The sequence below is a fragment of the Sphingomonas abietis genome (genome assembly GCF_027625475.1).
Lineage (GTDB): Bacteria > Pseudomonadota > Alphaproteobacteria > Sphingomonadales > Sphingomonadaceae > Solisphingomonas > Solisphingomonas abietis.
In genome coordinates this window covers 3,253,383-3,277,917 of record NZ_CP115174.1, presented here as the reverse complement: position 1 = coordinate 3,277,917, position 24,535 = coordinate 3,253,383, and the positions used below count along the sequence as shown (strand labels likewise).

16 protein-coding genes and 1 pseudogene are annotated in these 24,535 nt (G+C 64.1%); 9 read left to right on the top strand and 8 right to left on the bottom strand.

Features of this window, described 5'->3' with window-relative positions; all coding sequences use genetic code 11:
• Nucleotides 1-66: 66 nt before the first annotated feature.
• On the bottom strand, nt 67-1,404 hold the full coding sequence (locus PBT88_RS15450; protein ID WP_407696466.1) for a glycoside hydrolase family 27 protein: 1,338 nt from the start codon (nt 1,402-1,404) through the stop codon (nt 67-69).
• 498 nt (nt 1,405-1,902) lie between these two features.
• On the opposite strand from PBT88_RS15450, the gene PBT88_RS15445 reads away from it, so the two are divergent.
• Nucleotides 1,903-3,423: an alpha-N-arabinofuranosidase gene (locus PBT88_RS15445; protein ID WP_270076211.1), complete on the top strand. Its 1,521-nt coding sequence runs from the start codon at nt 1,903-1,905 to the stop codon at nt 3,421-3,423.
• Nucleotides 3,424-3,515: 92 nt separating this feature from the next.
• Here PBT88_RS15445 and PBT88_RS15440 read toward each other — a convergent pair whose 3' ends face one another.
• Entirely contained in the window at nt 3,516-5,522 is a 2,007-nt protein-coding gene (locus tag PBT88_RS15440; RefSeq protein WP_270076210.1) for an MGH1-like glycoside hydrolase domain-containing protein, read from the bottom strand.
• Nucleotides 5,523-6,363: 841 nt separating this feature from the next.
• Between PBT88_RS15440 and PBT88_RS15435 the strand changes: the two are divergent.
• Nucleotides 6,364-7,278, top strand: a pseudogene (locus tag PBT88_RS15435) (IS3 family transposase); the annotation flags it as partial.
• A 467-nt stretch (nt 7,279-7,745) separates the two neighbouring features.
• Here PBT88_RS15435 and PBT88_RS15430 read toward each other — a convergent pair.
• Nucleotides 7,746-8,627 carry a LysR family transcriptional regulator gene (locus PBT88_RS15430; RefSeq protein WP_270076209.1) on the bottom strand — a complete coding sequence of 294 codons (882 nt, stop codon included), beginning with the start codon at nt 8,625-8,627 and terminating at the stop codon, nt 7,746-7,748.
• A gap of 261 nt (nt 8,628-8,888) precedes the next feature.
• Between PBT88_RS15430 and PBT88_RS15425 the strand changes: the two genes are divergently transcribed.
• From PBT88_RS15425 to PBT88_RS15395, 7 genes are read left to right on the top strand one after another with little or no spacing between them, the layout of a single operon-like run.
• Nucleotides 8,889-11,135: a TonB-dependent receptor gene (locus tag PBT88_RS15425; RefSeq protein ID WP_270076208.1), complete on the top strand. Its 2,247-nt coding sequence runs from the start codon at nt 8,889-8,891 to the stop codon at nt 11,133-11,135.
• 14 nt (nt 11,136-11,149) lie between these two features.
• A complete protein-coding gene (locus PBT88_RS15420) occupies nt 11,150-12,058 on the top strand; it encodes an ABC transporter substrate-binding protein (protein WP_270076207.1) in 909 nt (302 codons plus the stop codon).
• A gap of 5 nt (nt 12,059-12,063) precedes the next feature.
• Nucleotides 12,064-13,206 carry a phosphotransferase enzyme family protein gene (locus tag PBT88_RS15415; RefSeq protein ID WP_270076206.1) on the top strand — a complete coding sequence of 381 codons (1,143 nt, stop codon included), beginning with the start codon at nt 12,064-12,066 and terminating at the stop codon, nt 13,204-13,206.
• Nucleotides 13,203-14,105: a sulfurtransferase gene (locus tag PBT88_RS15410; RefSeq protein WP_270076205.1), complete on the top strand. Its 903-nt coding sequence runs from the start codon at nt 13,203-13,205 to the stop codon at nt 14,103-14,105. The genes PBT88_RS15415 and PBT88_RS15410 overlap by 4 nt, the downstream gene beginning before the upstream one ends.
• A gap of 14 nt (nt 14,106-14,119) precedes the next feature.
• On the top strand, nt 14,120-14,695 hold the full coding sequence (gene pnuC, locus PBT88_RS15405) for a nicotinamide riboside transporter PnuC (protein WP_270076204.1): 576 nt from the start codon (nt 14,120-14,122) through the stop codon (nt 14,693-14,695).
• A complete protein-coding gene (locus PBT88_RS15400; protein ID WP_270076203.1) occupies nt 14,692-15,585 on the top strand; it encodes a sulfurtransferase in 894 nt (297 codons plus the stop codon). The genes pnuC and PBT88_RS15400 overlap by 4 nt, the downstream gene beginning before the upstream one ends.
• Complete coding sequence (locus PBT88_RS15395) at nt 15,582-16,976, top strand: LLM class flavin-dependent oxidoreductase (protein WP_270076202.1); 1,395 nt, start codon at nt 15,582-15,584, stop codon at nt 16,974-16,976. The genes PBT88_RS15400 and PBT88_RS15395 overlap by 4 nt, the downstream gene beginning before the upstream one ends.
• 319 nt (nt 16,977-17,295) lie before the next feature.
• Here PBT88_RS15395 and PBT88_RS15390 read toward each other — a convergent pair whose 3' ends face one another.
• The 5 genes from PBT88_RS15390 to PBT88_RS15370 form a co-directional block, all read right to left on the bottom strand.
• A complete protein-coding gene (locus PBT88_RS15390; RefSeq protein WP_270076201.1) occupies nt 17,296-18,201 on the bottom strand; it encodes an SGNH/GDSL hydrolase family protein in 906 nt (301 codons plus the stop codon).
• Between the two features lie 242 nt (nt 18,202-18,443).
• Nucleotides 18,444-20,078: a family 43 glycosylhydrolase gene (locus tag PBT88_RS15385; RefSeq protein WP_270076200.1), complete on the bottom strand. Its 1,635-nt coding sequence runs from the start codon at nt 20,076-20,078 to the stop codon at nt 18,444-18,446.
• Between the two features lie 103 nt (nt 20,079-20,181).
• Complete coding sequence (locus tag PBT88_RS15380; RefSeq protein WP_270076199.1) at nt 20,182-21,756, bottom strand: GH39 family glycosyl hydrolase; 1,575 nt, start codon at nt 21,754-21,756, stop codon at nt 20,182-20,184.
• A 116-nt stretch (nt 21,757-21,872) separates the two neighbouring features.
• Nucleotides 21,873-23,024 (bottom strand): tryptophan 7-halogenase, encoded by a 1,152-nt coding sequence (locus PBT88_RS15375; protein ID WP_270076198.1) that lies wholly within the window; start codon nt 23,022-23,024, stop codon nt 21,873-21,875.
• Nucleotides 23,021-24,499, bottom strand: coding sequence for a tryptophan halogenase family protein (locus tag PBT88_RS15370; protein WP_270076197.1), 1,479 nt, complete (start codon nt 24,497-24,499; stop codon nt 23,021-23,023). Before PBT88_RS15370 ends, PBT88_RS15375 begins: the two co-directional genes overlap by 4 nt.
• Nucleotides 24,500-24,535: the final 36 nt, after the last annotated feature.

Genomic DNA, 24,535 nt, shown 5'->3' with positions numbered 1-24,535 from the left:
GTAGGCTCGGCTTCGTTCGTCCGTCGGCAATGGCCGTCCACAATGGCCAGTCAAGACGATGGCCAGTCAATCGGAGAGCAGATAGAGGCCTGCGCCATGTGCGGGGAGCGTCCGGGACATACGCCCGGCGCAGCGGCCCAGTGAGCGCCCTTCCCAGAGGTCGCGCACGTCGGCCGACTCACAAAAGCCCAGATCGCGAAGATTGATACCCACGTCCTTCGGCTGGTCCGTGGTGTTGAAGAGCGCAAGGTAACGACCACGGCCGGCCTGCGGCCGAGCGGACCAGATGCGCGCGCCGTCCTCGACGAAGTGCGGGCGATTGTCCGTGCTGGTCTGGCTGACCGCAAGGACGTCGCGATGGGTGAGCAGGGCGAGTGTGTCGGCGTCCAGATCGCGCAGATCACCGCCCATGATCAGCGGTGAGCGGGCGATCGACCACAGCGTCATCAGCGTCCGTTGCTCGTCGGGCGTGAAGCGACTGTCGCGCTGGCCGAGCGCAAGTCGCCCGAGCGGGAGCATGTCGGCATCAGGCCACGCGCCCAAGCCGCGATACGGCGTCCAGTTTTCGAGGCGGACGAATTGTGCCTCCAGCATTGGCCATTCGTCCCAGAAATCGTCCGCGATCCGCCACATCTGGGCAAAGCGGCGGACATGATCGCCGCGGATCACGGGGGTTTCGCCGGGTGACAGGCTGAGCAGGATGGGGCGTCGCGTTGCGACGATGGCGCGGTGCGCGGCCTCGATCTCCGGCACATGCGCGTCATAGGGGCGGCTCATGTCGTCCATCTTCACGAAATCGACGCCCCAATCGGCATAGAGCTGGAAGACGCTGTCATAATAAGCCTGCGCGCCCGGCTTCGTCATGTCGACGCCGTACATGTCGGGATTCCACGAGCAGATGCTGTCGCGATCGGCGATGTCGGCGGCGCGGTGCTCGGTACCCAGGATGGGCTGGTTGCGATCGACCGCGAGGCGGGGAATGCCGCGCATCAGGTGGATGCCGAATTTCAGGCCCAGCGCATGGATTTCCGCAGCCAGCGGCGCGAAACCGCGGCCACCCGCGCTCGATGGAAAACGGTTCGGGGCGGGGAGGAGCCGGCCATGGCCGTCGATCGTAGGCACCGGATTTGCGGCATAGGCGTAGCCGGATGCGCCGGGCTCATACCATTGGATGTCGATCGTGAAGATCTCGTAGCCGAAGGGCAGTAGCGTTTGGGCCATGATCTGAGCGGTCTCGCGGGCCTGCGCCTCGTTGATCGTGGTCGCGAAACTGTTCCAGCTGTTCCAGCCCATCGGCGGGCGCGGCGCAAGGCGCGCCCCGGGCGCCGCCGCCGCGCCGCTCAACGATGCGGCGGTGAGGCCTGCCATCCCGCCTGCCAACACCATGCGTCGATTACTGTCCATTACGATTGCCCTGTCCTCGGTCGTGGTCTCGAGCGTTCCGGCCGGTGAGAAAACCGTTCGAGCCTTGCATGTCGAGCAAGGCGACGTGTGCCAGCTTGATCACCGCGCAGCGCGCGAGATTTGCATCGCGTCGCCAGGCGCCTCTCGTGAAGCCTACAATTGTTGGGCAAATGAAAGGGTCCTAAAGAGGCTGGCGCTATGCTGGTGAGGCCGATGACGGTGGCCGGTGCCAAGATCGCGCGCGGCCGCTCCCTGCCGCCCATGGCCACCGATCGACCTGGAGCGACACCGATGTGTGAGCGGTTCGATCTTTGACGAGCGCCATGTCCTCTCGTTTTTGCTCTCTCGCCACTTATCGACTCGCGTCGAGTACTGTCCAGATCATGACGGCCGCTTGATTGTGATAAATTCCGGCTGTAGCTGTTATGTCTGACAAAAAAGAAGGGGAGGACGATGCCAAGTCTCGCGCGATCGCTCAGACATGTAGTGTGCGCTCTGATGATCGGAGCCGCGATGCCGGCGACGCTGAACGCGCAGGCGGGAGCGGCCGAACTGACCCTCCATGCGGACCAAGTCGGCCCCCGCTACGATCGACAGATTTTCGGGCAATTCGCCGAACATCTCGGCCATGGCATCTACGGTGGCATATGGGTCGGCAAGGGCTCGCCCATTCCCAACATCGACGGCTATCGCAAGGACGTGATCGAGGCGTTGCGCGAGATTAAGGTGCCGGTCGTGCGCTGGCCGGGCGGCTGCTTCGCCGACGAATATCACTGGCGCGACGGCATCGGGCCGGCGAAGGCCCGCAAGGTCAGCATCAACACGCACTGGGGCGGCGTGACCGAACCCAACAGCTTCGGGACCCATGAATATATGGGCTTCATGGCGTTGCTCGGCGCAGAGCCCTATGTCGCCGGCAATGTCGGCGACGCCAGCCCGGCCGAGATGGCGGAGTGGGTGGAGTATATGACTTCGCCGAGCGGCTCGACGCTGGCTAGGGAACGCGCCGCCAACGGCCACCCGGCAGCGTGGAAACTGCCTTATTTCGGTATCGGCAACGAGCTGTGGGGCTGCGGCGGCAACATGCGGCCCGACTATGCCGCCGATCTGACGCGGCGCTATGCGACCTTCGTGAAAGCGCCTGCCGACCAGAAGATCATGAAGATCGCCAGCGGCCCCAATATCGACGATTATCACTGGACCGAGGTGATGATGCGGGAGGCCGGCACGCAGATCGACGGTCTTTCGCTGCATTATTACACCTTCCCCGGCAAATGGGAGGACAAGGGCTCGGCCACCCAGTTTGACGAGCATCATTGGGCCTCGACGCTCGCCAACACCTGGAAGATGGACGAGTTGCTCACCAGGCATGGCGAGATCATGGACAAATATGATCCCGCCAAGCGCGTGTGGCTGGTGGTCGACGAGTGGGGCACCTGGTACGATGTGGAGCCCGGCACCCATCCGGGCTTCCTCTACCAGCAGAACACGCTGCGCGACGCGCTGGTCGCGGCGATCAACCTCAACATCTTTGCCAAGCACGCCGATCGCGTGAAGATGACGTCGATCGCGCAGATGGTGAACGTATTGCAGGCGATGCTGCTGACCGACGGGCCGAAGATGGTCCGCACCCCGACCTATTGGGTGTTCGATCTTTACAAGCCCTGGCAGGACGCGACGGTGATCCCGATTGACCTCCATTCGCCCTGGTACGACAAGGATGAGTTCGCGATCCCTGCGGTCAGCGCGTCAGCGGTGAAGGATGTCGCAGGACAGGTTCATGTCGCGCTGGCCAATGCCAATCCGAACCGCCCGATGACGGTGAGCGTCAAGATTGCCGGCGTCGGGGCGACGACGGCGAACGGCCAGATCATTACCGCGCCCGACATGCACGCCTTGAACAGCTTCGATCGGCCGGACACCGTGCGACCGCAGCCGTTCGATGGGGCGCAGCTGGCCGGCGATACGCTGACCGTCACGCTGCCGGCGAAATCGGTGGTGGTGCTGGGGCTGAAGTGAGCAGGGGCTCTTCCGAACCGCCTGCCGCTTGAAACCCGCTTCTTACTAAAACCCTCCCCTCGAGGATGAGGGTTTTAGCAAGGGTGCTCGCCTCAGAACGCCTTGAGCTCTACCAGCCGCACCGCGCCCTGCGCCGGCCGTTTCACCAGCAGGCGCAGGCGGCGGCCCGTCGTCGCCGGCCACTCGATACGGGTGACGCCGTTCGCCACCGCGGCTGGAAGCGTGGCGGCCGGTACATCTGTCCAGCCCCGCCTGGTCTCGATCTGCAGCCGGTAGGCAGACGGCACCGCGAACGCCTGGCCCTCCACGTAGAAGGCGAGTTCGGCCCTATGGAGGCGGGTCGGTGCGCCGAAGTCGACGGCGAACCAGTCCCAGTCGTGCGCCGAGCCTGTCGTCGGCCAGCCATTGGGAGTTTCGGGGAAGAACCAGACGCGGCCGTCCAGCGCGCCGTGCAGCGCCTCCGGCTCCGCATTCACCGAGGCCGACCCGCTGGGATAGGCGGATCGCACCACATTGACGGCGAGGTCGATCGGTCGCGCGATCGGCGGCGGTGCCTTGCGGGCCAGCGGCACGACGATGCGTTCCGGCCGTGCCGTGTGGGCGACGGGCACATTGTCGACGAGCAGGCTGAGCCCGGCGCCATGGCCGTAACGGGTGCCGTCGGCATCCCACAGGATGGTCACCAGATGCCCGTGATAAGGCAGGTCCTGCAGCGCGAACCAGCGCAGATATTCAGGATCGGCCGGATCGGCCGGGATCAGCGGCGCGACCTCCAGATTGTCGTCAGCGCGGGGGCGGAGCCCTGCCAGGCCGGTCACGACGAGATCATCGAAGCCCGAGTGGAAGTAATGATGGCTGCGGGCCAGGCCGACGATCGGCCGGCCGCTGTCCGCGTCGTAATCCTCCTGCAGGTCGGGATGGTCGCCCAGCATATGCTGCGCGGCATATTGGCGGAGCAAGCGCACATAGTCCGAGCGGGTGACGATCGATTGAGCAGGCCCTTCGATCAGGTTTGCCATGCCGGTGAGGGCCTGCGTCGTCTGAAAGGGCCAGGCCGGGCCGTTCCACTGGCATTCGCGCGCGCCCGTCGCCGCGTCGTAGCGATATTGTCGCATATAATAAGGGTAGGAGGGTTCAGCAGTGCGCAAACCCTTGGCACCGCCCAGTTCGGTCGGGGCGAGGGAATGCCGCCAGGCGGCCGCATAGCGCTGATCGCCGGTTACCATGTCGACCGTCCAGGGCAGATAGCCGACCAGTTCGCGGCCCCGGATCGGCTGCCATGCCCGCACGAAGTCGGTCGATTTCTGATAGCGATCGACGAAATGATCGAGCGTCGGGCTCCACAGGTCGGCCTCGACATGGGCTTTCAGATCGACGGCGCGTGCGTCGTAATCGGTAGCGGTAGCGGTGTCGCCGGTCAGCGCGGCGATCCGGGAGATCGCGAGGGCATTGTCGAACATGTAGGCGTTGATCGACGGGCGGAAGGCATCGCCGCCGCGGAAGCCGTCCTTGCCGCCCGACGCGTCGATCGACGAGATCGTATATTCGGTCGCATCGAGCAGCGGCTCGATCCAATAAAGCCCGCGATCGAAGTCGAAATGATCGTCCCACAGATTGTAGACGTGGCGCATCGCATCGAGATGGCGGGTCGCCCCCATAGCGTCTCCATCAGCGAGATACCGGCCCCACACCGCGCCGGCGATGCCCTCGCTGAAATGCCGGTCGTTGCCGCCGCCTTCATAGAGGAAATTCACATAGTCGTCGGTATAGCGCCGGTCGCGCAGCCATCGGCCTTCGGCGATGTGGAAGGCGCTGGCATCGTTCAGGCTGGCATAGGGTTCCCGCTGCCAGCCGACATCGCCGAGGAACTCGGTGCTGATATAGCCCCGTGCGCCCAGATCGCGCTGGTGCGCGCGGAAGAGCTCCCAGCGATAATACCAGATGCGGGTCAGCAGCGGATCCGACGCTTCGAAGAAGGGGATATTGTCCTCGTACCAAGGAGCGTCGTTGCCGAAGCGTTCGGTGGCGATGTCGTTTTCGTTGAGCGGGAGCGCAGAGGCGTGGATAGGAACAGCCCCGAGCGACCATGCCGCCAGCACGGTAGACGCCAGCAGACCGTACGACCGGAGCGGTCTTCGATGACCCGCACGAAAAAGGTTCATGGGAATGGCCCGCGGCACGAGATCGAACATGGCAATCGAGCCTCCCGCTGTGTTCTTTGATGGTTATGGTCAGGATGTGGATCGTTCCGCATCGACCGTGTCGGCGCAACCGTGGACACCATATACAGGTCGGTGGATAGGTCTTCATGTGCTGCTCTGCCGAACCACGGCTGGCCACTCACATGACGAGGACGACGGTCCTGTTCGCGCTTGCGACGGGCCGTCGTCAGGGAAATATATTGGGTCTTACATGGGACCGGGCGACACGCCCGCGGCATCGCAACGATCCGCATGGCGACACCAAGAACGGAGCGGCGCTTGGCGTTCCTCTGAACGATGTGGCCCTTGGCGTATTGGCTCGGCAACGGGGCAGGCATGCGACGCACGTGTTCACGTGGCGTGGCCGTCCGCTGCGCAACGCGCACAACAGAACCTAGCTTGCGGCATTGAAGGCCTGCGGGATCGAAAATTTTCGCTGGCACGATCTGTGGCATAACTGGGCAAGTTGGCTACGGCAGAATGATGTGCCAACCTGAGTGCGTCAGGAGTTGGGTGGCTGGAAGTTGGAAACGATGGTGCGCCGCTACGCGCACATGTCGGTGAAGCACCTTCAGCCTTATGCGGACCAGCTGATTTCCCCGGTCACGCCGGCTCGACCGTTTCGATATTTCGGTCTCGAGCAAATCAGCTTTGGTTCTGCGATAAACGGCATGTTCGGCCATCGATTTACCGGTCAGGGTACAAGCAGCGGCCCTTCAGGAGTGCGCCATCTGCGGTCAAGCGCACGCTGGACAAGCTCGGCATCGCCCGCCGGACGTTCTATCGGTGGTATGACCGCTATCGCGAGGGCGGGCCGGAAGCGCTGGAAGATCGGCCATCCGCGCCGAGCAGGGTGTGGAACCGTATCCCGGCCGAGATCCACGACCGGATCGTCGAGCTGGCGCTGGAAGCGACCGATCTCAGCCCCCGCGAGTTGGCCGTGCGGTTCACCGACGAGCAGCGCTACTTCCTGTCGGAATCGACGGTCTACCGGCTGCTCAAGGCCCATGACCTGATCACCAGCCCGGCCTACGTCGTGATCAAGGCGGCCGATGCGTTCCACACCAAAACCACCCGGCCGAACGAGATGTGGCAGACCGACTTCACCTACTTCAAGATCATCGGGTGGGGCTGGATGTACCTGTCGACCGTGCTCGACGACTTCTCGCGCTACATCATCGCCTGGAAGCTGTGCACCAACATGCGCGCCGAGGACGTGACCGACACGCTGGACCTCGCCCTGGCGGCTTCCGGCTGCGACAGCGCCACGGTGTTGCACAAGCCCAGACTGCTCAGCGACAACGGCCCCAGCTACATCGCCGGCGAACTGGCGGAATATATCGAGGCCCGGAAGATGAGCCATGTGCGCGGCGCTCCGATGCATCCGCAGACCCAGGGCAAGATCGAGCGCTGGCACCAGACCCTGAAGAACCGCATCCTGCTCGAAAACTACTTCCTGCCTGGCGACCTCGAGGCCCAGATCGAGGCCTTCGTCGAGCACTACAACAACCGGCGCTACCACGAGAGCCTGGCCAACGTGACACCCGCCGACGCCTACTTCGGCAGGGCGCCCGCCATCATCAAACAGCGTGAAAGGATCAAGCGACAGACCATCGAACATCGACGCTTGCAGCACCGCAAGCTCGCCGCCTAACATCAACCCCCAGACGAGGCCCGCTCTCCGCTAATCTACGCCCCGATCTGCGCCAAATGTTCTGACGACGGACAGGCAAGGGAGAAGGTCGTGACCGACGATGGTCAAGTCGATCCTGCAAAGGATTTCGCCGCCCACGTCGAAAAGGTGAAAGCTGCGCTTATGGGATTGGCTGCGCTCGCCGGGGTAACCGGGGCGGTGGCAAAATAGCTGGCGACAGCGGCTCATCGCACTCGCTGGATGGTTTGATGTCGATCACCGCGCTTTTGACGATCGAGGCCGGCAATAAGATCATGTCATGCCGACCTCCGATCGGCCTAAAAAGCATGGATCAGAATATCGCCTATGATGAACCCGGGATCGGCTCTGTCAGGTCGGATAATGCCAATGTCATCATAAAAACGTCTCAGATCGCAACGACAATATACGTATATGTTTGATTCATGACATGAACGCAATAATTACTGTTAGGTTGTCGGCAGATTTTTCACTTCGGATATTACGAGGTCTACGAATTTCTGAGTTAGAGGATTTGCATCCTCATTCGCCCAACTGATTCCTACATCCCATTGCGCATCACGGCCGACGATCTGATGAACAACAACACCTTCACAGAGCCCCATCAGAACTGATTCGTGGAGCAAAGCCACCCCGACTTCAGCCGCGACCAATGACAACGCGATCAGTGTCTCATTCGTGTAATGAATTTTTCGTGGCTGAATTCCGTGACCTGCGCAGAAACGCATTACGAAGTCATGCAGTCCTGGCGCGCGATCCCGGTGGAGAAGTACGAAAGGAAGATCCGCAAGGTAGGCGGGATCGAAAGTTGTGATGAGATCGGCCATGCTCGTTGGAATTACGAGTGCCAAGCGATCGGTTACGATTGGCTCGAATCGAAGCCCAGCCCGGCTTGGGAGCCTTACGAACCCAAGATGAAGTGTCTTTGCAAGAATACGATCCATCTGCGTGGCTGATGACAGATCTTCGAGTTCGATTTCGACATCAGGATACCGGTGACGGAATTGCGGCATAGCGCGGGAGACGATGTCGACCGTCGAGTAGCTGAAGCCGATGGCCAGGCGACCCGCTTCGCCGCGTGCCGCGCGCCGCCCACGCTCCCATACGGCACGGGCATGTTCGACAAGGGGAGCCGCCTCACTTAAAAAAACCTCACCAAAACTCGTCAGTTTACTACCTCGGCCGCCACGCTCGAAGAGCGTGGCGCCCATATCGTCCTCGAGGCGTCGAATCTGCTTGGTCAGGGCTGGCTGGGTGAGATTTAGCCGACGCGCCGCTTCACCGAAGTGCAAGCATTCCGCTAAGGCTACAAAACTACGCAGAGCTGTCATGTTCATTCCGTTTGGTTATCGCTCCGAAACTATTTGTCAATGGACCGGCCATCCTTGATTTCCTACCTACCTGGTAGGGAAACGGGGTGGGCCCGCCGAAATTCAGATTTTTGAGGTTGTCGTCACGTCATGCCAAGCGCCAAGCATCGTTCCGTGGGCCCGATCATCCTGGCCGCGTCTGGCCCATTCGTTCAGTGGAAACCTGGCCGCGCGGTGCTTTCGGCGGGTCTTTTGGCCGGATCCGCCGCGGTCCTGCCTGGGATGGCCTTGGCGCAGGATTCATCTGGCAGCCTGTCGGTGGCCGATCCGGGAAACGGGACGATTCAGGTGATCGGTCATGCCGATCCGGAGGGGCTTTTACCACCTCAGAGTGCGCCCAAGTCGACCAGCACGATCGCTACGGCCTTCATCGAGAAACAGGCTCCGACGCTCAATGCATTCCAGCTCGTCAGCCTGCTGCCTGGAGCCAATGTCGCGTCGAGCGATCCGTTCGGCCTGTCGACGAGCAGCAGCCTGACCTTGCGCGGCCTTGGCCAGGACGAGATCGGCGTGCTCATGGAGGGCGCCCCGCAAAACGATATCGGCTATTATTACGCCTATCCGTCCCAATTCGCGGATGCCGAGAATGTGAAACAGATCGCGCTGAGCCAAGGCTCGATCGACATCGATTCGCCGATCGTCAACGGTGCTGGCGGGCTGCTGTCACTGAGCCTCGATGACCCACGGCACAACTTCGGTGTGGCCGTCGACGGGTCGCTCGGCTCCTATAACGAGAGACGTGTGTTCGTTCGCGCCGACAGCGGCGAGATCGGTCAGACTGGTGTTCGTGGCTTTCTGTCCTATTCCAATAACCGCGCCGAAAATTGGCGGGGAGCCGGCTATGATGAACGCCAGCATATCGACGCCAAACTGATGAAGGAATGGGGCGATGAAAATCGCGCGAGCCTAGCCTTTTCATTCAATGCCGCAAAGACCTCAAGCTATCCGAGTCCGACGTTGAGTGATTGGCAGGCCGATGGGCGATCGTTCAACTATGACAAGCGCTACACCGCCGGCGACACCAATTACTGGCGCCTCTATCGTAGCCCGTTTCGCAATGAATATGTGTCAGCACCCGTGCATCTCAAGATCGATGACCGGTTTAGCTTCGACACGACATATTATCTACAGTTCGGTTATGGCAACTCGCCTTACGGCACGCAATTGAGCACGACCGGCAATTATCTCGGCACCGAGGCACTGACCCAGCCACTCTCGCTCCCGGGTGCGGTGGACGGCACCGCGACTGTTGCCGGCAATTACATCGGCAACCAGATGCGGACCGGCGACGTCACCAAGCTGACCTACCATCTCGGCAAGCATGTGCTCACCGCCGGCCTGTGGCTGGATTATGGCACGGACCATGACAGCGAGAGCTTCACCTCGATCGACGATCGCGGCCGGCCGACGGACATCTGGGGCTATGCCGATGATGCGATCCGCACGGCGGACGGGCGCTTGCTCGCCGATCTCAATTACCGCACGATCACGGTGGTGAAGGGCTTCTTTCTGGCCGACCACATCGCGCTGTCGCCCCGTCTGACGGTGGATATCGGCTTCAAGGGCGTGGACGTGCTCCACCACGGGGAGAATTATCTGCCCGGGCCGCAAACCAAGGTGCATTTCGACAGTTTCGCAGCGTTGCCGCGCGCGGCGGCGCATTATCGGATCGATGATCGTCAGCAGATTTTCGCCAATGTCACCACCAATTTCCGCGCGCCTGACGAGGTGACGCTTTACGACAGCTATTATGGCGGAGAATTGTACGGGCAGGGGACGACGAAGCTCAAAAACGAATATTCGATCACGGAAGAGGTCGGCTATCGCTACACCGGGCCGACGCTCTCCGGGTCGCTGACCGCCTTCCACTATAATTTCCGCAACAGGCAATTGGCGACGATCGTCGATCTGAACGGCGCGCTGGTCAATTCGACGATCAACGCCGGGCGACAGACGTCCTATGGGCTCGACGGCGAAATCGACTGGCGCCCGATCGCCGGGGTGAGCTTCTACGCCTCCGCCGAATATCTCCACGCCCGGCTGGATGACAATCTTCCGGTCGATGGCGATTATCTGCCGACGCGGGGCAAGCAGGCGGTCGAGAGCCCAAGTCACCAGTTCGGTCTCGGCGGCACCTATGACCGCAAGCGTCTGTTCGGCAGCTTTGCCTTGAAATATATCGGCCGCCAATATGCGACCTTCACCAATGACGAGCGCATTCGCGGTTATGCCACGCTCGATCTCTCGATCGGCGCGCATCTGGGCGACTGGATCGACGGCAAGCGGACCGACCTCCGGCTCAATGTCCTGAACGTCACCAATCCGCACGTCCTGTCCGGCGTGGAGGCGATCTCGACCAACGCGCGCGATACCGTGGGCGTCAACGGCACGCTCATCTCGGGATCGGCGCCGGCTTATTATATCGGCAGCGGCCGGGCGTTCGTCGTGACGCTGGCGCGCCAGTTCTGATCGGAGTGGCATCGATGCGCCGTGTGACCGTCATGCTCGAATATTTTCACCCCTGGACGAATTCGGCAGGCTTCTATCTGGCGCGCGACCGGGGCTTCTATGAAGCGGCGGGCCTTGCCGTCGAGTTTCGCGTCGCCGATCCGGCCTGGGGCGATGCGCTGCAATATCTGGCCCGCGGCGACGTGGATTTCGCGATCTTCCCGAGCAACCGCCTGCTCGTCCGCCGCGATCGCGGCGAGGCGTTGATCGGGATTGCGGCGATCAATCATCGGGCGCTGGAGATGGTGCAGGCGATCGCCGGGCGCGGCATCGCCCGGCCGCGCGATCTTGCCGGGCGGCGCGTGGCGCTCAATCCGACGCCGCGTGGGCTCGCCATGATCCGCCATCTGGTGACGAGCGACGGCGGCGATGCGGATCGCGTCACGATCGTCGACAGCGGCGCGCGGGAACTCAATCCCGAGGCGCTGCGCGATGGCATCGCCGATGCGAGCTTCGGCAGCTATTGGGCGTGGGAAGCGCTGTTGCCGAGCAAGGTGCCCGCCGGCGATCGCATCCAGTGGCCGGTCGACGAGATCGGGGCGCCGCCTTATCACTCCTACCTGCTCGGCACGCGCGAAGCCTTCGCGGCGGACGATCCCGAACTAACCCGCGCCTTCGTCCGGGCGACCCGCGAAGGCTATCTGGTTGCCGCCGCCGAGCCACGGGCCGCGTTGCCGCTCTACGAGGCGGTGATTCCCTATTTCCCGCAGGCCATGCTGGCGGAATCGCTCGATCTGATCGCCTCGACCTGGCTGGAGGACGGCCGCTGGGGCGTCCAGCGAGCCGACAAATTGGCGCCTTACGCGGCATGGCTCGCCAGCCACGGCATCCTGGCGGATGCGGCGATTTGGGAAACGGCCACCACCAACGCCTTTTTGGACTGACGGCGATGCACGAGGTGCCCTATCTGGTGCATGGCATGGGCAGCGATCTGGAAGCGCCGCGCTGGCCGGCGATTTCCGATGCGGAGGCCGCGACGGTGCTTGCCCTGTTCCCGCAGGCGGGCCGTTTCGATCGTCTCGACTGGCATTCGCCCCGCCCATTCTCGTCGGCGGCTCTCGCCCGCACCGAGAGCGGCGACATCTTCGTCAAACGCCACCAGAGCCGGCTGCGGACCCCGACCAATCTGGCCGCCGAGCATCGCTTCATTCGCCATCTCGCGGCGCGCGGGCAGCCGGTCGCTGAAATTCTGCAAACCGACAGCGGCGAGACGGCGATCGGCATTGGCGACTGGACCTGGGAGGTTCACCGCAAGGCGGAAGGGCTCGATCTGTACCGCGATCGCCAGTCCTGGACGCCCTTCCTCACCGCCGGCCATGCCGAAGCGGCCGGGGCCTCCCTGGCGCGGCTGCATGATGCCGCCGAGGGGTTTGACCAACCGGCACGCCCGGTCCAGCCACTGGTCACGAGCCTGACCATCCTGCCGGCGCGCGATCCGCTCGCGGCCGCGGAATCCTATGTCGAGGCCCGGCCGGCGCTGTCGGCCTATCTTGCCGGGAAGCCGTGGCGCCACGCTTTGTCGCGACTGTTTGCGGCGCACGATGCTGGACCGGTCGGCGCGGCGCTCGTCGCGCAGCGCGCGCTCTGGACCCACAATGACTGGCACCCCTCCAATCTGCTCTGGTCCGCCGGGGGCACGGTGGCCCGGATCCTCGATTTCGGGCTCGCGGACCGGACCTGTGCGTTTGCCGATCTGGCGACGGCGCTGGAGCGGACCGCGATCCGGTGGCTGGATCTGGATGCGGGCGGCGGCGTCGACATCGCCGAGCCCGATCTGGCCCGATCGCTGTTGCAGGGCTATGCCGATGTCCGCCCGCTCGATCCCGCGAGCCGCGCGATCCTGATCGGCCTGCTGCCGCTTGTTCATATCGAATTCGCGCTGTCCGAAATCGACTATTTCTACGGCGTGCAGGCACGCGAGGCTGACGCCGATCTGGCGTGGTATGGCTATCTGCTGGGTCATGCGGAATGGTTCCGGACTGCGCCGGGCCGCGCCCTGCTGGCCGGTCTGGAATCGGCGGTGGCGGCATGAGCCACGAAGGACGGCCGCTGCCGCTGGTGTCGGCCGCGTGGCTGGCGGCGCATCTGGGCACGGTGACGGTGCTGGACGCCACCGTGGAATTGCCGGCGCCGCGCTTCGATGGCGATTACCGGGTGGCGAGTGGCGCCGCCGGCTGGGAGGCGGCGCATATCCCCGGCGCCCGGCACGCCGATCTTGTCGACGCGCTCAGCATTCCCCATCCGCTCACCAGCTTTCGCCATCCGGAAGCCGACGGGCTGCGCGCCAGCCTCGCCGATCTCGGCGTAACGGCGGATCGGCCGACGGTCGTCTATGACCGAAGTGATGGCTTCTGGGCCGCCCGGCTCTGGTGGATGGCCAGGGCGGCGGGGGTTCCGGTCATGGTCCTCGATGGTGGCTGGCAGGCCTGGCAGGCGATCGGGGCGCCTGTCGAAAGCGGCGCGGCCGGCGTTCCGGCGCGCTGGCCGTCTTCGCCCCCGCCGGCGGCTCGGTCGTGGCCGGAGGCGTGGGTCGAGCGTGAGGAGGTCGAGCGGATCGTGGCTGGTGCATCGTCCGATCATCTGGTCTGCGCACTGTCCGAGGCCGTCTTTGCCGGCCGTCAGCCCACGCGCTATGCGCGGCGCGGCGCCATTCCGGGCAGCCGCAACCTGCCGGCACGCGATCTGAAGACGCCGGACGGCCGTCTGGCCAGCCCCGATACGCTCGATGCCCTGTTTTCGGCGCGTCTTGGCGCCGAGGCGGGGCGCCGCGAGCGGCTCATTCTTTATTGTGGCGGCGGCATTTCCGCAGCCTATCTGGCGCTCGGTCTCGTCGTCGCCGGTCGCGATAATGTCGCCCTCTACGATAACAGCCTCCAGGAATGGTCGGCTGTCACCCACCTGCCGCTGATCTGCGCGCCCGACGCCCAATAAGGTTCGACTGGTTCATGTCGCTTCTCGAAATCATCGCCGTCATCATCAGTTTCTTGACGATCTGGCTGACAGCCCGGCGCAGCATGCTGTGCTGGCCCTTGGGCCTGATCGCCTGCGCTTGTTATTTCAAACTGTTCCACGATGTTCGTCTCTATGCCGACATGACGCTGCAACTGCTCTTCGGTCTTTCGATGGTTTACGGCTGGATCGCGTGGCGCCGCGGCGCCGACGCCGAGGGGGCGGTGACGGTGAACCGGCTTTCGATCGTCACAGCGGCGATCGGGCTCGGCCTGGGCGCTGCGGGATCGCTGGCGATCGGTTGGCTGACCAGCCGCTATACCGATGCCGCGTTGCCCTGGGTCGATTCCGCGCTGAGCAGCTTCAGCCTGGTCGCGCAATATTGGACTGCGCGCCGCTATACCGCCAACTGGCTGCTCTGGATCGCGGTGGACATTATCTATGTCGGCATGTTTCTGTTCAAGGGGCTGTGGCTGACCGCAGGCCTCTATGCGGCGATGACGGTTCTCGCGGTGATCGGCTACCAGCGGTGGCTGGAGGTCGTGTCCCGTGCCGGGCGGGACGGGCGATGATTGTGGGGGACGATGGCCTCGCTTTGCCGGGTCCGCTGGTCTCGGTGGACTGGCTCGCGGCGCATCTGGCGGATCCCGCGCTCGTCGTGCTGGATGCCCATGTCGGCTGGGGCACGGCCGGGCCTGACGCGCGCCTCTCGCTGGCGCAGATCGCGGCGGGCCATATTCCCGGTGCCCGCTTTGCCGATCTGGTCGAAGCGCTGTCGGATGGCGCCAGACCGTTCCACTTCGCCAATCCTGCGCCGGACGCGCTGGCGCGCGCTTTGGCGGCGCTTGGTGTCGGCGCAGATCGGCAGGTGGTGATCTACGACCGGGGCCTGAACATGTGGGCGGCGCGGCTGTGGTGGATGCTGCGCGCGATCGGCGTGACGGCGGCGGTGCTGGACGGCGGGTGGGAGGCTTGGCGTGCAGCCGGACATCCGATCGCAACCGGTGCGCCACGGCGTCCGAACGCTGTCTCGTCGGTGTCCGTCGCCCCTGAGCCGCTGTTCGCGGATCTGGAAGACGTCGCTGCGATCGTCGCCGGCACGGCCCCGTCGCGACCTCTCGTCTGCGCGCTGCCGGTGGAAATCTTCTCGGGCGAGACGGCGCTCTACGGGCGATCGGGGCATATCCCCGGCAGTCTCAGTCTCCCGGCGGCGAGCCTGCTGGACGAGCATGGCCGCTTCTTGGCGCCAGCGTTGCTCGCGGCGCGGTTGCAGCCGCTGATCGGGGGGCCGGCGCCCATCCTCTATTGCGGCGGCGGGGTTTCCGCCGCGGTCATCGCGCTTGCCCTTGTGGTGATCGGACGCGGTGCGGGCGCTCGCATCTATGACGGATCGCTGGAGGAGTGGGGTGCCGATGGCGCGCGACCGCTGGCGACCTCCCACATTTCCAAGGATCATCCATGACAGCGCGCAAGCCCATCCTGCTCAACGGTTTCAAACAGGCCACGGTTGGCCATACCGCGATCGGGTTGTGGCGGCACCCCGACAGCCAGGCACATCGTTACAACCAGCTCGATTACTGGCTCGACACCGCGCGGACGCTGGAGGAAGGCGGTTTCTCGGGCCTCTTCATCGCCGACGTGCTCGGCGTGCTCGACGTGTATCAGGGCCGCATCGACGCGACGTTGCGGGCGGGTATCCAGACCCCGTCGATCGACCCGCTGGTGCTGGTCAGCGCAATGGCGGCCGTCACCAGCCGGCTCGGTTTCGCAATCACGCTCTCGACCAGTTACGAGCAGCCCTATCTGCTGGCGCGACGATTGGCTTCGCTCGATCACCTGACCGGGGGACGGATCGGCTGGAATATCGTTACCTCAGCGCTCGACAGCGCTGCGCGCAATCTCGGCCGTGACCGTCAGCATAGCCATGCCGATCGTTACCAGATCGCCGAAGAATATATGGAGGTGGTCTACAAGCTCTGGGAAGGCAGCTGGGAGGATGACGCGGTCGGCCGGGATGTTGGTGGGAACCTCTTTGCAGACCCGGCGAAAGTCCATGCTATCGGCCATAAGGGTGCCAATTTCAGCGTACCGAGCGCCTTCCTTGTCGAACCCTCGCCGCAGCGCACTCCGGTGCTGTTTCAGGCGGGCTCGTCGGAAGCGGGCCGGGGGTTCGCCGCCGCCCATGCCGAAGGGGTCTTTCTGGTATCGCCCGACACAGGATCGCTACGCGAGACCATCGAAGACGTCCGTGATCGAGCGGCCGGCCGGGGGCGAGGCGCCGACGCCATCCGCTTCTTCCCGTTGGCGACAGTGATCGTCGCGGAGACCGATGCCGCGGCACAGGCCCAACTCGACGACTATCGCTGCTACATCGATGCCGAGGCCGTGATTGCCCGCCACAGCGCGATCATCCAGCACGACCTCTCTACCGCCGATCTCGACCGCCCGCTGGCCCGTGTCGACACCGACGGCATTCGCGGCGTGATCGAGGAAACGACGCGGGGGCCGATCGAGACGCGTCCGACATTGCGTCAGTTTGCCGAGACGATCGGCATCACCGGCGGCGGATTGATCGTGGCCGGGTCCGCAAAGACGGTCGCCGACGCGCTCGAAGGCTGGATCGAAGAAAGTGGGGCAGACGGATTCAACATCCCTGGCGTCATGCCCTGCCGCACATTCCCTGATTTCACGCGACTGCTAACCCCCGAATTGCAGCGCCGGGGCCGGCTGATGGCGATCGGAGGGCCAGCACATTCCGGGAACAATTCGCTGGCACCGGCCAGACACGCCTTCCCGCCCAACATCCAGCGGCGCTTTGGCGCCGAAAATCATCGGTGTGAAAAATCTGGATAGACGTTTGGACATGCACATGCTCCCAAATCCGCGTGGCCTGCCGCCCAAGATCGAAGGGGTTATGGTTGGATGAGCGCGATCAGCACGCCGGACGGCGATGCCGATGAAAATATCGTTAGAGCCACGATGGCGAGCTGTACGCACTGACCACTGAACAGTACGGCGATATTGGTAGAGGTGCAGACGATTACTCCGTCCGATACGCCGGTCGTTGACCGGGGCTGTGCTGACGAACGCGCGCCCCCAATTCGCCCGAAGATGCTCCGGCCGATGCCGATGTGACGCTCCGTGCGTGGTGATTATGTCTTGTCGGCCGCGCTTAACGGGGATCAGGCTGCGCTTTTGGATCATCCCAGATGTCGGGAAAATTATCGAGAGCCGCAGATAGGCGAGTCGCGATCACGCCCTCGTCCGCCTCAGATGGACGGGAATGACAAGCGGAGAATGTCAGCTGGTCGATCGGCGCATAGGCCAGATGCATCTTTCCGGCAGTGCACAGGGTGGCCACCACTTTGTGCACTTCGTCTTCGATCTCGCCATCGGCTTTGTCTGTCGCCCATAATAGAAAAACGCTGCGCGAATAGCGGCCCCGGAGCGATTGCACGAAACGGACATAGGTGGCTTCGTAGTCCGAATGAAGCTCGTCGCGGGTCCATCGTTCTCCGACGCGCAAGGGCGTCGAAAAATCGTTCGTGCCCAAGGCGATCATGATGAGTTGGAGATGCCAGTCAGGCTCATCTGCCCTGCTGTCTGTCGCTAAACAGCGCATAGGGATAGTCTTGGGGCAATGTGTCGGCGGCAAAGCCGTTATAGTTGCGGACGACTCCCGCCCGGAAATGGCGTTCACTTGATAATCGGCACCATATTTGCGGCCAGCATCGGGCCGAAAGCCCTCGACATATCCGTCGTCTCCCATACCTCGTCCTGCGAGCAATCCTGCTGGGCCGAGAGATCGGGTAGCCCACGCTGTAGGAGTCTCCGATGAACTCGATCTGGCGCTGCCGGGGCGGAGGGCGCGAGGTCCTCGTCTTCGCAAGAAGAAGCCCCCGAAAGCGGTCGGCGCGGCCTGGCTTTCCAAGGTCATCTCCGCCTTGATGCGATGACGGCCGACATCGAGACCTTCGATGCGGTAGAAGCCAAGAATGGGCTTGATCAACGTGGCGATGGTCCGTCCATCCACGATCACGTCCAGCGCGATCTTGCCCGTCCCGATCTGGAATGACAAGGCCGGCCGTCGACGATCGTTTCGAAATAAGCAGCGGGCCACCGGCGCAACCTTTCGCTGCCGCCGTCGACTGGCACCGTGCGGCCACCGATGCGGGTCTCGGCCCAGATGGCCGAGGCAGCCGATGGCGTGGTCACCGGCACGACGATGAGCTTCGACGTCCCCATCGCCAGGCATGAGAGAACCAGATATCTCGACGAAAAACGCATCGCTTGTTCTTTGAGGCGGGGAGGGCGGTGGTGTCAGCCGAACGAATCGAGCTTTGTCTCGATCACGGGAGCGGGATTGCCGTCGTAGTGGAAATCGCGCAGCCGCACGCTGCCAGTCCCGACGGCGTAGAGCGCGATCTTGAGGCTGAGAAAGCCTCCGAACACATTGTGGTGAAGGCCGGACACCTCCATCCGTGTATCATGGCGCATCCAGGTCCGCCCTTCGTCATAGGAATAATGATATGTCACGACATGCTCGTCGTTGCGCACTCTGAGCCTCAGGGTCCGGGCGTCGTGACGTTTGCGCGCCCATGACAGCTCGTCCGAATATTCGAAGAGTTTGACGGCCTCTGGGGTGAATCCGATGCCGACGAAAGCTTTGTGGTTGTAGAACAGCAGCAGGCCCGCTTCCGCGTCGCCCAGCAGGTCGATGGAGATTTCTGCCTGATAGCACCGGTCGCGGACGATACAGGTCAGCGGTGCGGTGTCAGCCGGCCCCGTGCCGCGCCCCTCCAGAACGGCGCCCTGCCGTCCGCGCTGCAAGCGGGCCGCCTCGTTCGGGCCAGGCTCGTGGAAGCTCCACTGGACTCCCATCCGATCGGCCGAGAAATCGTCGGAGAGGGCCGGTGCGGATGGTCCGCTCCGTCCTTCTTTCGGCTTGGCGATCGGGGTCGACAAACATCCCCCGCTCGCGCGGAACCAGCCATCGTCGGTCCAGTCGACCGGCTGGAGCAAGGTCTGGCGGCCGAGGGTGCGAAAGCCGTTTTCATAGCCGTGATACACCATCCACCAGTCACCGGCCGGACCTTCGACGAGGGTGGCATGTCCTCTCGACCACCAGGGTTCCTCGATCGAGCGGGTTCTGACGATCGGATTATGCGGGCAATCTTCCCAGGGACCATGAATGGAGCGGGATCGCGCTGCGATCACCATATGGCCGGTAGCGGGGCCGGCGGTGCCGCCCACGGCGGTGACCAGATAGAAATAGTCGCCGTGCCGGAGCAGCTTAGGCCCCTCCGGCGCGAAATTCTCGACGATCCAGTCGTCGGGATATCGCCAGGGGGCATAAGCGGGCTCTACCGCGCCGATGGTGGACAGGCCGTCATCGGCCAATCGGACACGGCGGACGCCGTTGGTGAAGAGATAGCGTTTGCCGTCTTCTCCCACCACATGACACGGATCGATGCAGCCGCGGATGCCGAGGTCGACCGGATCGCTCCAGGGCCCCTCGATCCGGTCTGCCCAGATCGCATAGATGCGCCATTCCTCGCCGTCTTGTGCCGCCGGGATATAGAGGAAGTAGCGGCCCTCGTGGCGGACCAGATCGACGGCCCAGACCGTGCCGATCCGTTGGTGGAGGGCGGGGCCGACCGGATGCCAGTTGACTAGGTCGGTCGATCGCCAGATCACCAGCCCCGGATAGGACAGGAACGACGAGAAGGTCATATAATAGGTGCCGCCATCCTTCAGGATCGTCGGATCGGGATGATCGCCGGCCATGATCGGATTGATGAAGGTGCCATCGCCGAGATCGGCGATCCGTTGCCCATCCGCCCCGCGGCCGGGGGCCGGGGGCGTCGCCGCCGCGCTGCGCATTCCGGTGGCGCGCGATGCGGCCGCCGTGCCGGCCAACATGGTGGCCAGCGCCGATCGACGCGAAAAGGACATATATTCTCTCCCGGCATGGTAGCGTTATCAGTCGCAGCGTGTCAGATTTTCCGGGGTCGCGAAGAGCGGGATTTGGGCGGTGCCCGTTGATCGCGACCGGCGTTCAGGGGATGGGCGATATCGTCGTCGGCGCGCCGGTCATGGACGTCTCGGGAGCGAGCGTAACGAGCACGATATCGTTCGTTTTCATCGGCAGCCGGATGGCGAACATATGCTTGTCGGCGATATCGACGACCCTGTCCTGCTGGGGGCTGTCTTGGGTCAGCGCCTCCATCCGCTCCAACTGCGCCGGCGTGAAGCGCTCGGGCATCCCCATGGCGATGTAGGCGGTCAGGGGATCGTGAATCCGGTAGCCGGTGCGGAACAGCCGCAGGCGGTATCGGCCGGGGGCCAAATGGGACAGGCGCAGCACCGCCGGTGCGCTCTGTCGTGAGGGTTGGGCGCGGGTGTAGAAGGGCTTGTTGCTGACAGTCTGGGCCGGTTGATGCCAATCCCAGATCAACGCCGCGGTGCGATGCCCATCGACCGCGACCATCGCATCGCGATCGCCGACGGCCACGCCGTGTCCGTGCAAGGCATGGAGGTAGCGATAGGCGAACCACGCCGGCTTGCGGATGCCTTCCCGGTTCATCAGGCCGAAGCCGCCATGAAAGGGGGTCGTCGGGGGGCCGGGTTCCTCGAAAAGGTCGCTATAGGTCCAGTAGCTCATGCCCTGGACGAGCCCGGCGACGCCGTGGAGCTTGGTGAGGATGTAGGGCGCGCTGATATAGCTGTCATGAACGAAGTCGCGCGGGGTGTAGCTCGTGCTCCATTCGGTGAAGAACAGCGGCAGGCCGGGATATTGCGAGGCTTCAATCTGCTGGCGAACCTTGCGGACGTCCCCGATGATCGCATCCGGAGACGGCGAAAGCTTGGTGTCCTGCTGGCCATTCTCGTCGAGAAAGCCGCCATCCACGCCATAGGCATGGGTGCTGACGAAATCGATCGGGGTGGCGGCCTTCGCGACATGATCGAGAAATTCCGGCACCCAGGCGGCGCCCGCGGTCGCCGGGCCACCGACCCTCAGCGCGGGATCGATCGCCTTGATCGTGCGCGAGGTCTCGTCGAACAGCTGGAAATAGGCCTGCCGATCGCCGCCTTCCCAGAATCCGGACAGATTGGGTTCGTTCCAGACCTCGAAATACCACTTCCTCACCTCCTCGGCGCCATAGCGCGTCCGCAGATGGCGGATGAAGGCGTCGATCAGATCGTGCCATCCCGCCATGCGCGGGTGAGATGTATTGCCCTTCCAGTAGAAGATGGTCTGGTCGGAGGTGCGCAGCGCGTCCGGCGTGAAACCCAGTTCGACGAAGGGGCGGATGCCTTTCGCCAACAGCCCGTCATACAGCGCGTCGATCCTGGTCCAGTCATAGACCGTGCGGCCATTGGTCACGCGCACGGTGCCGAGCACGTCATGGAATATGTCGTGAAAGCGCAGGTAGCGGAAACCCAGTTCGTCCACCGTGGCGGCGAGCTGGCGCTGGCTGTCGGGACGGATCAGCGTGCCGGGATAATCCGATCCGACCGACAGATCGTAGAAGCGATCGACCGGCGGGCCGGGCTGGCTGACATCGACGTCGATATGACGAGATGGCGGGGCGGCGATCGTGCTGGAGGCCAGCCCTGCCCAGGCGATCATCCCGAGACGTCGCCTTATGATCGGTGTGAGAGGCACTGGCGGTGGTCCTTTGGCACGTCGGGGAGGAGGGGGCCGTTGTCCGGCGCGCGAGACGGGTGGGCTGGCCATTCCCGGAATCATGGTGGCCGGCCGAGGCATGTGTCGCCGTCAGGAGGGGGGGGCCTCGGCCGCCCGGGGAGACGTGCGATCGCCATCGCCCGGGCCGTCATCCTGTCGGCCGCCTGATCGACGGGGTAGCGATCCGAATTGGGGTCGTAGCGGCGCGGTACGATGCCCATCGCATCGAAGCAGAACAACCATGTCTCGGCCGACCAGGGCTGCGGATCAGCCGGCAGCAGGCCCGCGACCCGATAGCGATCGGCGTAGCGATCCAGCGTTGCCGATTTCGCGTCCTGTCCGGCAAGGCGGGACAAGGCGGCGCCGGCCGCAGCTATAGCGTCTTGTTCGCACGACAGCTGACGATGATATTCTGCAGCCAGCTGCGACCGGGCGGGGCCGCGTGGAAGCAGGGCGACCAGACGTGCGGCCGCCGATGCGATGGCGGCGATGGCGAATGGTTCCGGCGCGTCGATCCGCTGCGCCATGGTCCCGACGCCGATCCTGTCCGCGTGCCATCCCGGCGGTGACGGGGAGTGCGCCACGCCGGCATCGCCGCGCGCATCAACCCAGATATCAGCCGTCAGGCGCGTCCCGTCAGCAAGATGCCAAGCCGCTGCGGCTCTCTCTGCCGTTAACGGTTCAGCCCATGGTGCCGACTGAACCACGCCACAGGCTTGTGCCGCTTCGCGCAGCAGGGAGTGATATCTACCGGTCGCCGCTTCCCAGCCGGCGGTGCCGCTCCGCCTCAGTTCCGCCGGTGCGTCCGGCGGGAGGATCGCCCCCGAATGGAGAGCGGCGTTCACCGACAGGCTGCTCAGCGCCGGTGGGTGCCCCATCACGCGCGCGCGAATCCAGTCTGCCGCAAAATCGCCCGGTGTTCCGGGGTCGCCGATGCCACCATAGGGGATGAACAGCGCCTTGGCGTCGTGTCTTGGCACAGCAATGCCATAGCGGGGGCGGGCGATCGCGCGAACGAGAGCAGGTGGAATGCGCAGGAGCCGGTGGACGCGCTCGATATCGGGCGGCAAGGCGATGGTGTCGGAAAGCGACTGCGGACCCGCGGGAACGACCATCACGGGCACGGAGCCGCGCAGCAATTGCCGGGCGATTGCCGCAAACAGCCACGCTTCGATGCCGTCGCCCAGCACCGCGATGCAGGCGATGGTCATGATCGGGAGATCGGCTGCGCTGCGAGCGCGTCGATGAACTGGCGATGCGGTGGCATGGTGGCGACATGGCCGGCGATCAGGGTGCGTCCGCGCGCGAGATGGCGTTCGATGGCGTCTGCCGGTTCGCGGTCGGCCAAGGGGTGATAGGCGCGGGGCGTGGCGCCCAGCCCGAACAGGATCGCCGCCCAGCTGGGTTCGCCGAAACTTTCCGGGTCGCGGATCGCGATCTCGCCGCTCGCCTCGAACAGCGCGATCTGGTCGGCGAGGCTGTCGGGCATCGGTTGCGCGCGCATCGCCTGCCAGAAAGGTTCGGTGCGGCGCCCGAGGCGATAGTGGAGGATCACGAAATCGCGGATGCCGGCAAAGGCATTGATCATGTGGCGATCATATTCGCGCGCCAGCACGTCATCGAGGCCGGCGGTGGGGAAGAGCTGGGCCAGCAGGCTGATGCCGCGCTCGATCAGGTTGATGCTGGTCGATTCCAGCGGTTCGAGGAATCCACTGGAAAGTCCGATCGCGATGCAGTTGCCCGCCCAGAAGCGGCGCCGGTGCCCGGCCCGGAAGCGCAAGTGTCGCGGCTCGGCCAGTGGTGGGCCGTCGAGCCCGTCGATCAGCGCATCGAGGGCGGCCTGATCATCTTGAAAGGCGCTGGCATAGACATGGCCGTTTCCGATGCGGTGCTGGAGCGGGATGCGCCAGCGCCAGCCTGCCGTGCAGGCCATCGAACGGGTATAGGGCTCGATCGCGTCGGTGCCGGCGCACGGCACCGCCCAGGCGCGATCGGCCGGGAGCCAGTGCGACCAGTCCTCGAAGGGCACGTCCAGTGCCCCGCCCAGCAGCAGCGAGCGGAAGCCCGAGCAATCGACGAACAGGTCGCCTGCGATCGATCGATCATCGTCCAGCGACAGCCGCTCGATCAGCCCGGTTTCCGGGTTCCGTGCGACATGATCGATCCGGCCCTGCACATGGGCGACACCCGCGCCGATGGCGAGGCGGCGCAGATAGGCGGCATAGAGGCTTGCGTCGAAGTGATAGGCATAAGAGTAAGTGGCGGCGAGGGATTTCGCGTCGTCCGAAGGCGGCGCGAAACGACCGGCACGGGCGGCCTGCGCCGGCAGGGAGAATTGGTCGAGCGCATCGCCGAGGCCAAGGCGGATCATCTGGTGATAGGGCGACAGGCCCGCAATCTCCGGCCCATGATCGCCGAAACCGTGGAAGAAGCTGTGGCCGGGCTCGCGCCAATCGCGAAACTCGATGCCCAGTTTGAAGCTGGCCTGCGTCTCGCGGATGAAATCGCGCTCGTCGATGCCGGCCCAGCGGTTGAAATGACGGATAGTGGGAAGCGTGGCCTCGCCGACGCCGACCGTCCCGATGTCGGGTGATTCCACCAGGCTGATATGCGGCGCGTGGGGCGGGCCCATGCGGGCCAGCGCCAGCGCGGTCATCCAGCCGGCGGTGCCCCCGCCGACGATCACGACCCTTTTGATCGGCGGAGCGCTCATCGATTTCCC

Coding starts and splice junctions, on each gene's coding strand:
- PBT88_RS15450 (WP_407696466.1), bottom strand. CDS start 1,404: ATGGACAGTAATCGACGCATGGTGTTGGCAGGCGGGATGGCAGGCCTC.
- PBT88_RS15445 (WP_270076211.1), top strand. CDS start 1,903: ATGATCGGAGCCGCGATGCCGGCGACGCTGAACGCGCAGGCGGGAGCG.
- PBT88_RS15430 (WP_270076209.1), bottom strand. CDS start 8,627: ATGACAGCTCTGCGTAGTTTTGTAGCCTTAGCGGAATGCTTGCACTTC.
- PBT88_RS15425 (WP_270076208.1), top strand. CDS start 8,889: ATGGCCTTGGCGCAGGATTCATCTGGCAGCCTGTCGGTGGCCGATCCG.
- PBT88_RS15420 (WP_270076207.1), top strand. CDS start 11,150: ATGCGCCGTGTGACCGTCATGCTCGAATATTTTCACCCCTGGACGAAT.
- PBT88_RS15415 (WP_270076206.1), top strand. CDS start 12,064: ATGCACGAGGTGCCCTATCTGGTGCATGGCATGGGCAGCGATCTGGAA.
- PBT88_RS15410 (WP_270076205.1), top strand. CDS start 13,203: ATGAGCCACGAAGGACGGCCGCTGCCGCTGGTGTCGGCCGCGTGGCTG.
- pnuC (WP_270076204.1), top strand. CDS start 14,120: ATGTCGCTTCTCGAAATCATCGCCGTCATCATCAGTTTCTTGACGATC.
- PBT88_RS15400 (WP_270076203.1), top strand. CDS start 14,692: ATGATTGTGGGGGACGATGGCCTCGCTTTGCCGGGTCCGCTGGTCTCG.
- PBT88_RS15395 (WP_270076202.1), top strand. CDS start 15,582: ATGACAGCGCGCAAGCCCATCCTGCTCAACGGTTTCAAACAGGCCACG.
- PBT88_RS15385 (WP_270076200.1), bottom strand. CDS start 20,078: ATGTCCTTTTCGCGTCGATCGGCGCTGGCCACCATGTTGGCCGGCACG.
- PBT88_RS15380 (WP_270076199.1), bottom strand. CDS start 21,756: ATGATCGCCTGGGCAGGGCTGGCCTCCAGCACGATCGCCGCCCCGCCA.
- PBT88_RS15375 (WP_270076198.1), bottom strand. CDS start 23,024: ATGACCATCGCCTGCATCGCGGTGCTGGGCGACGGCATCGAAGCGTGG.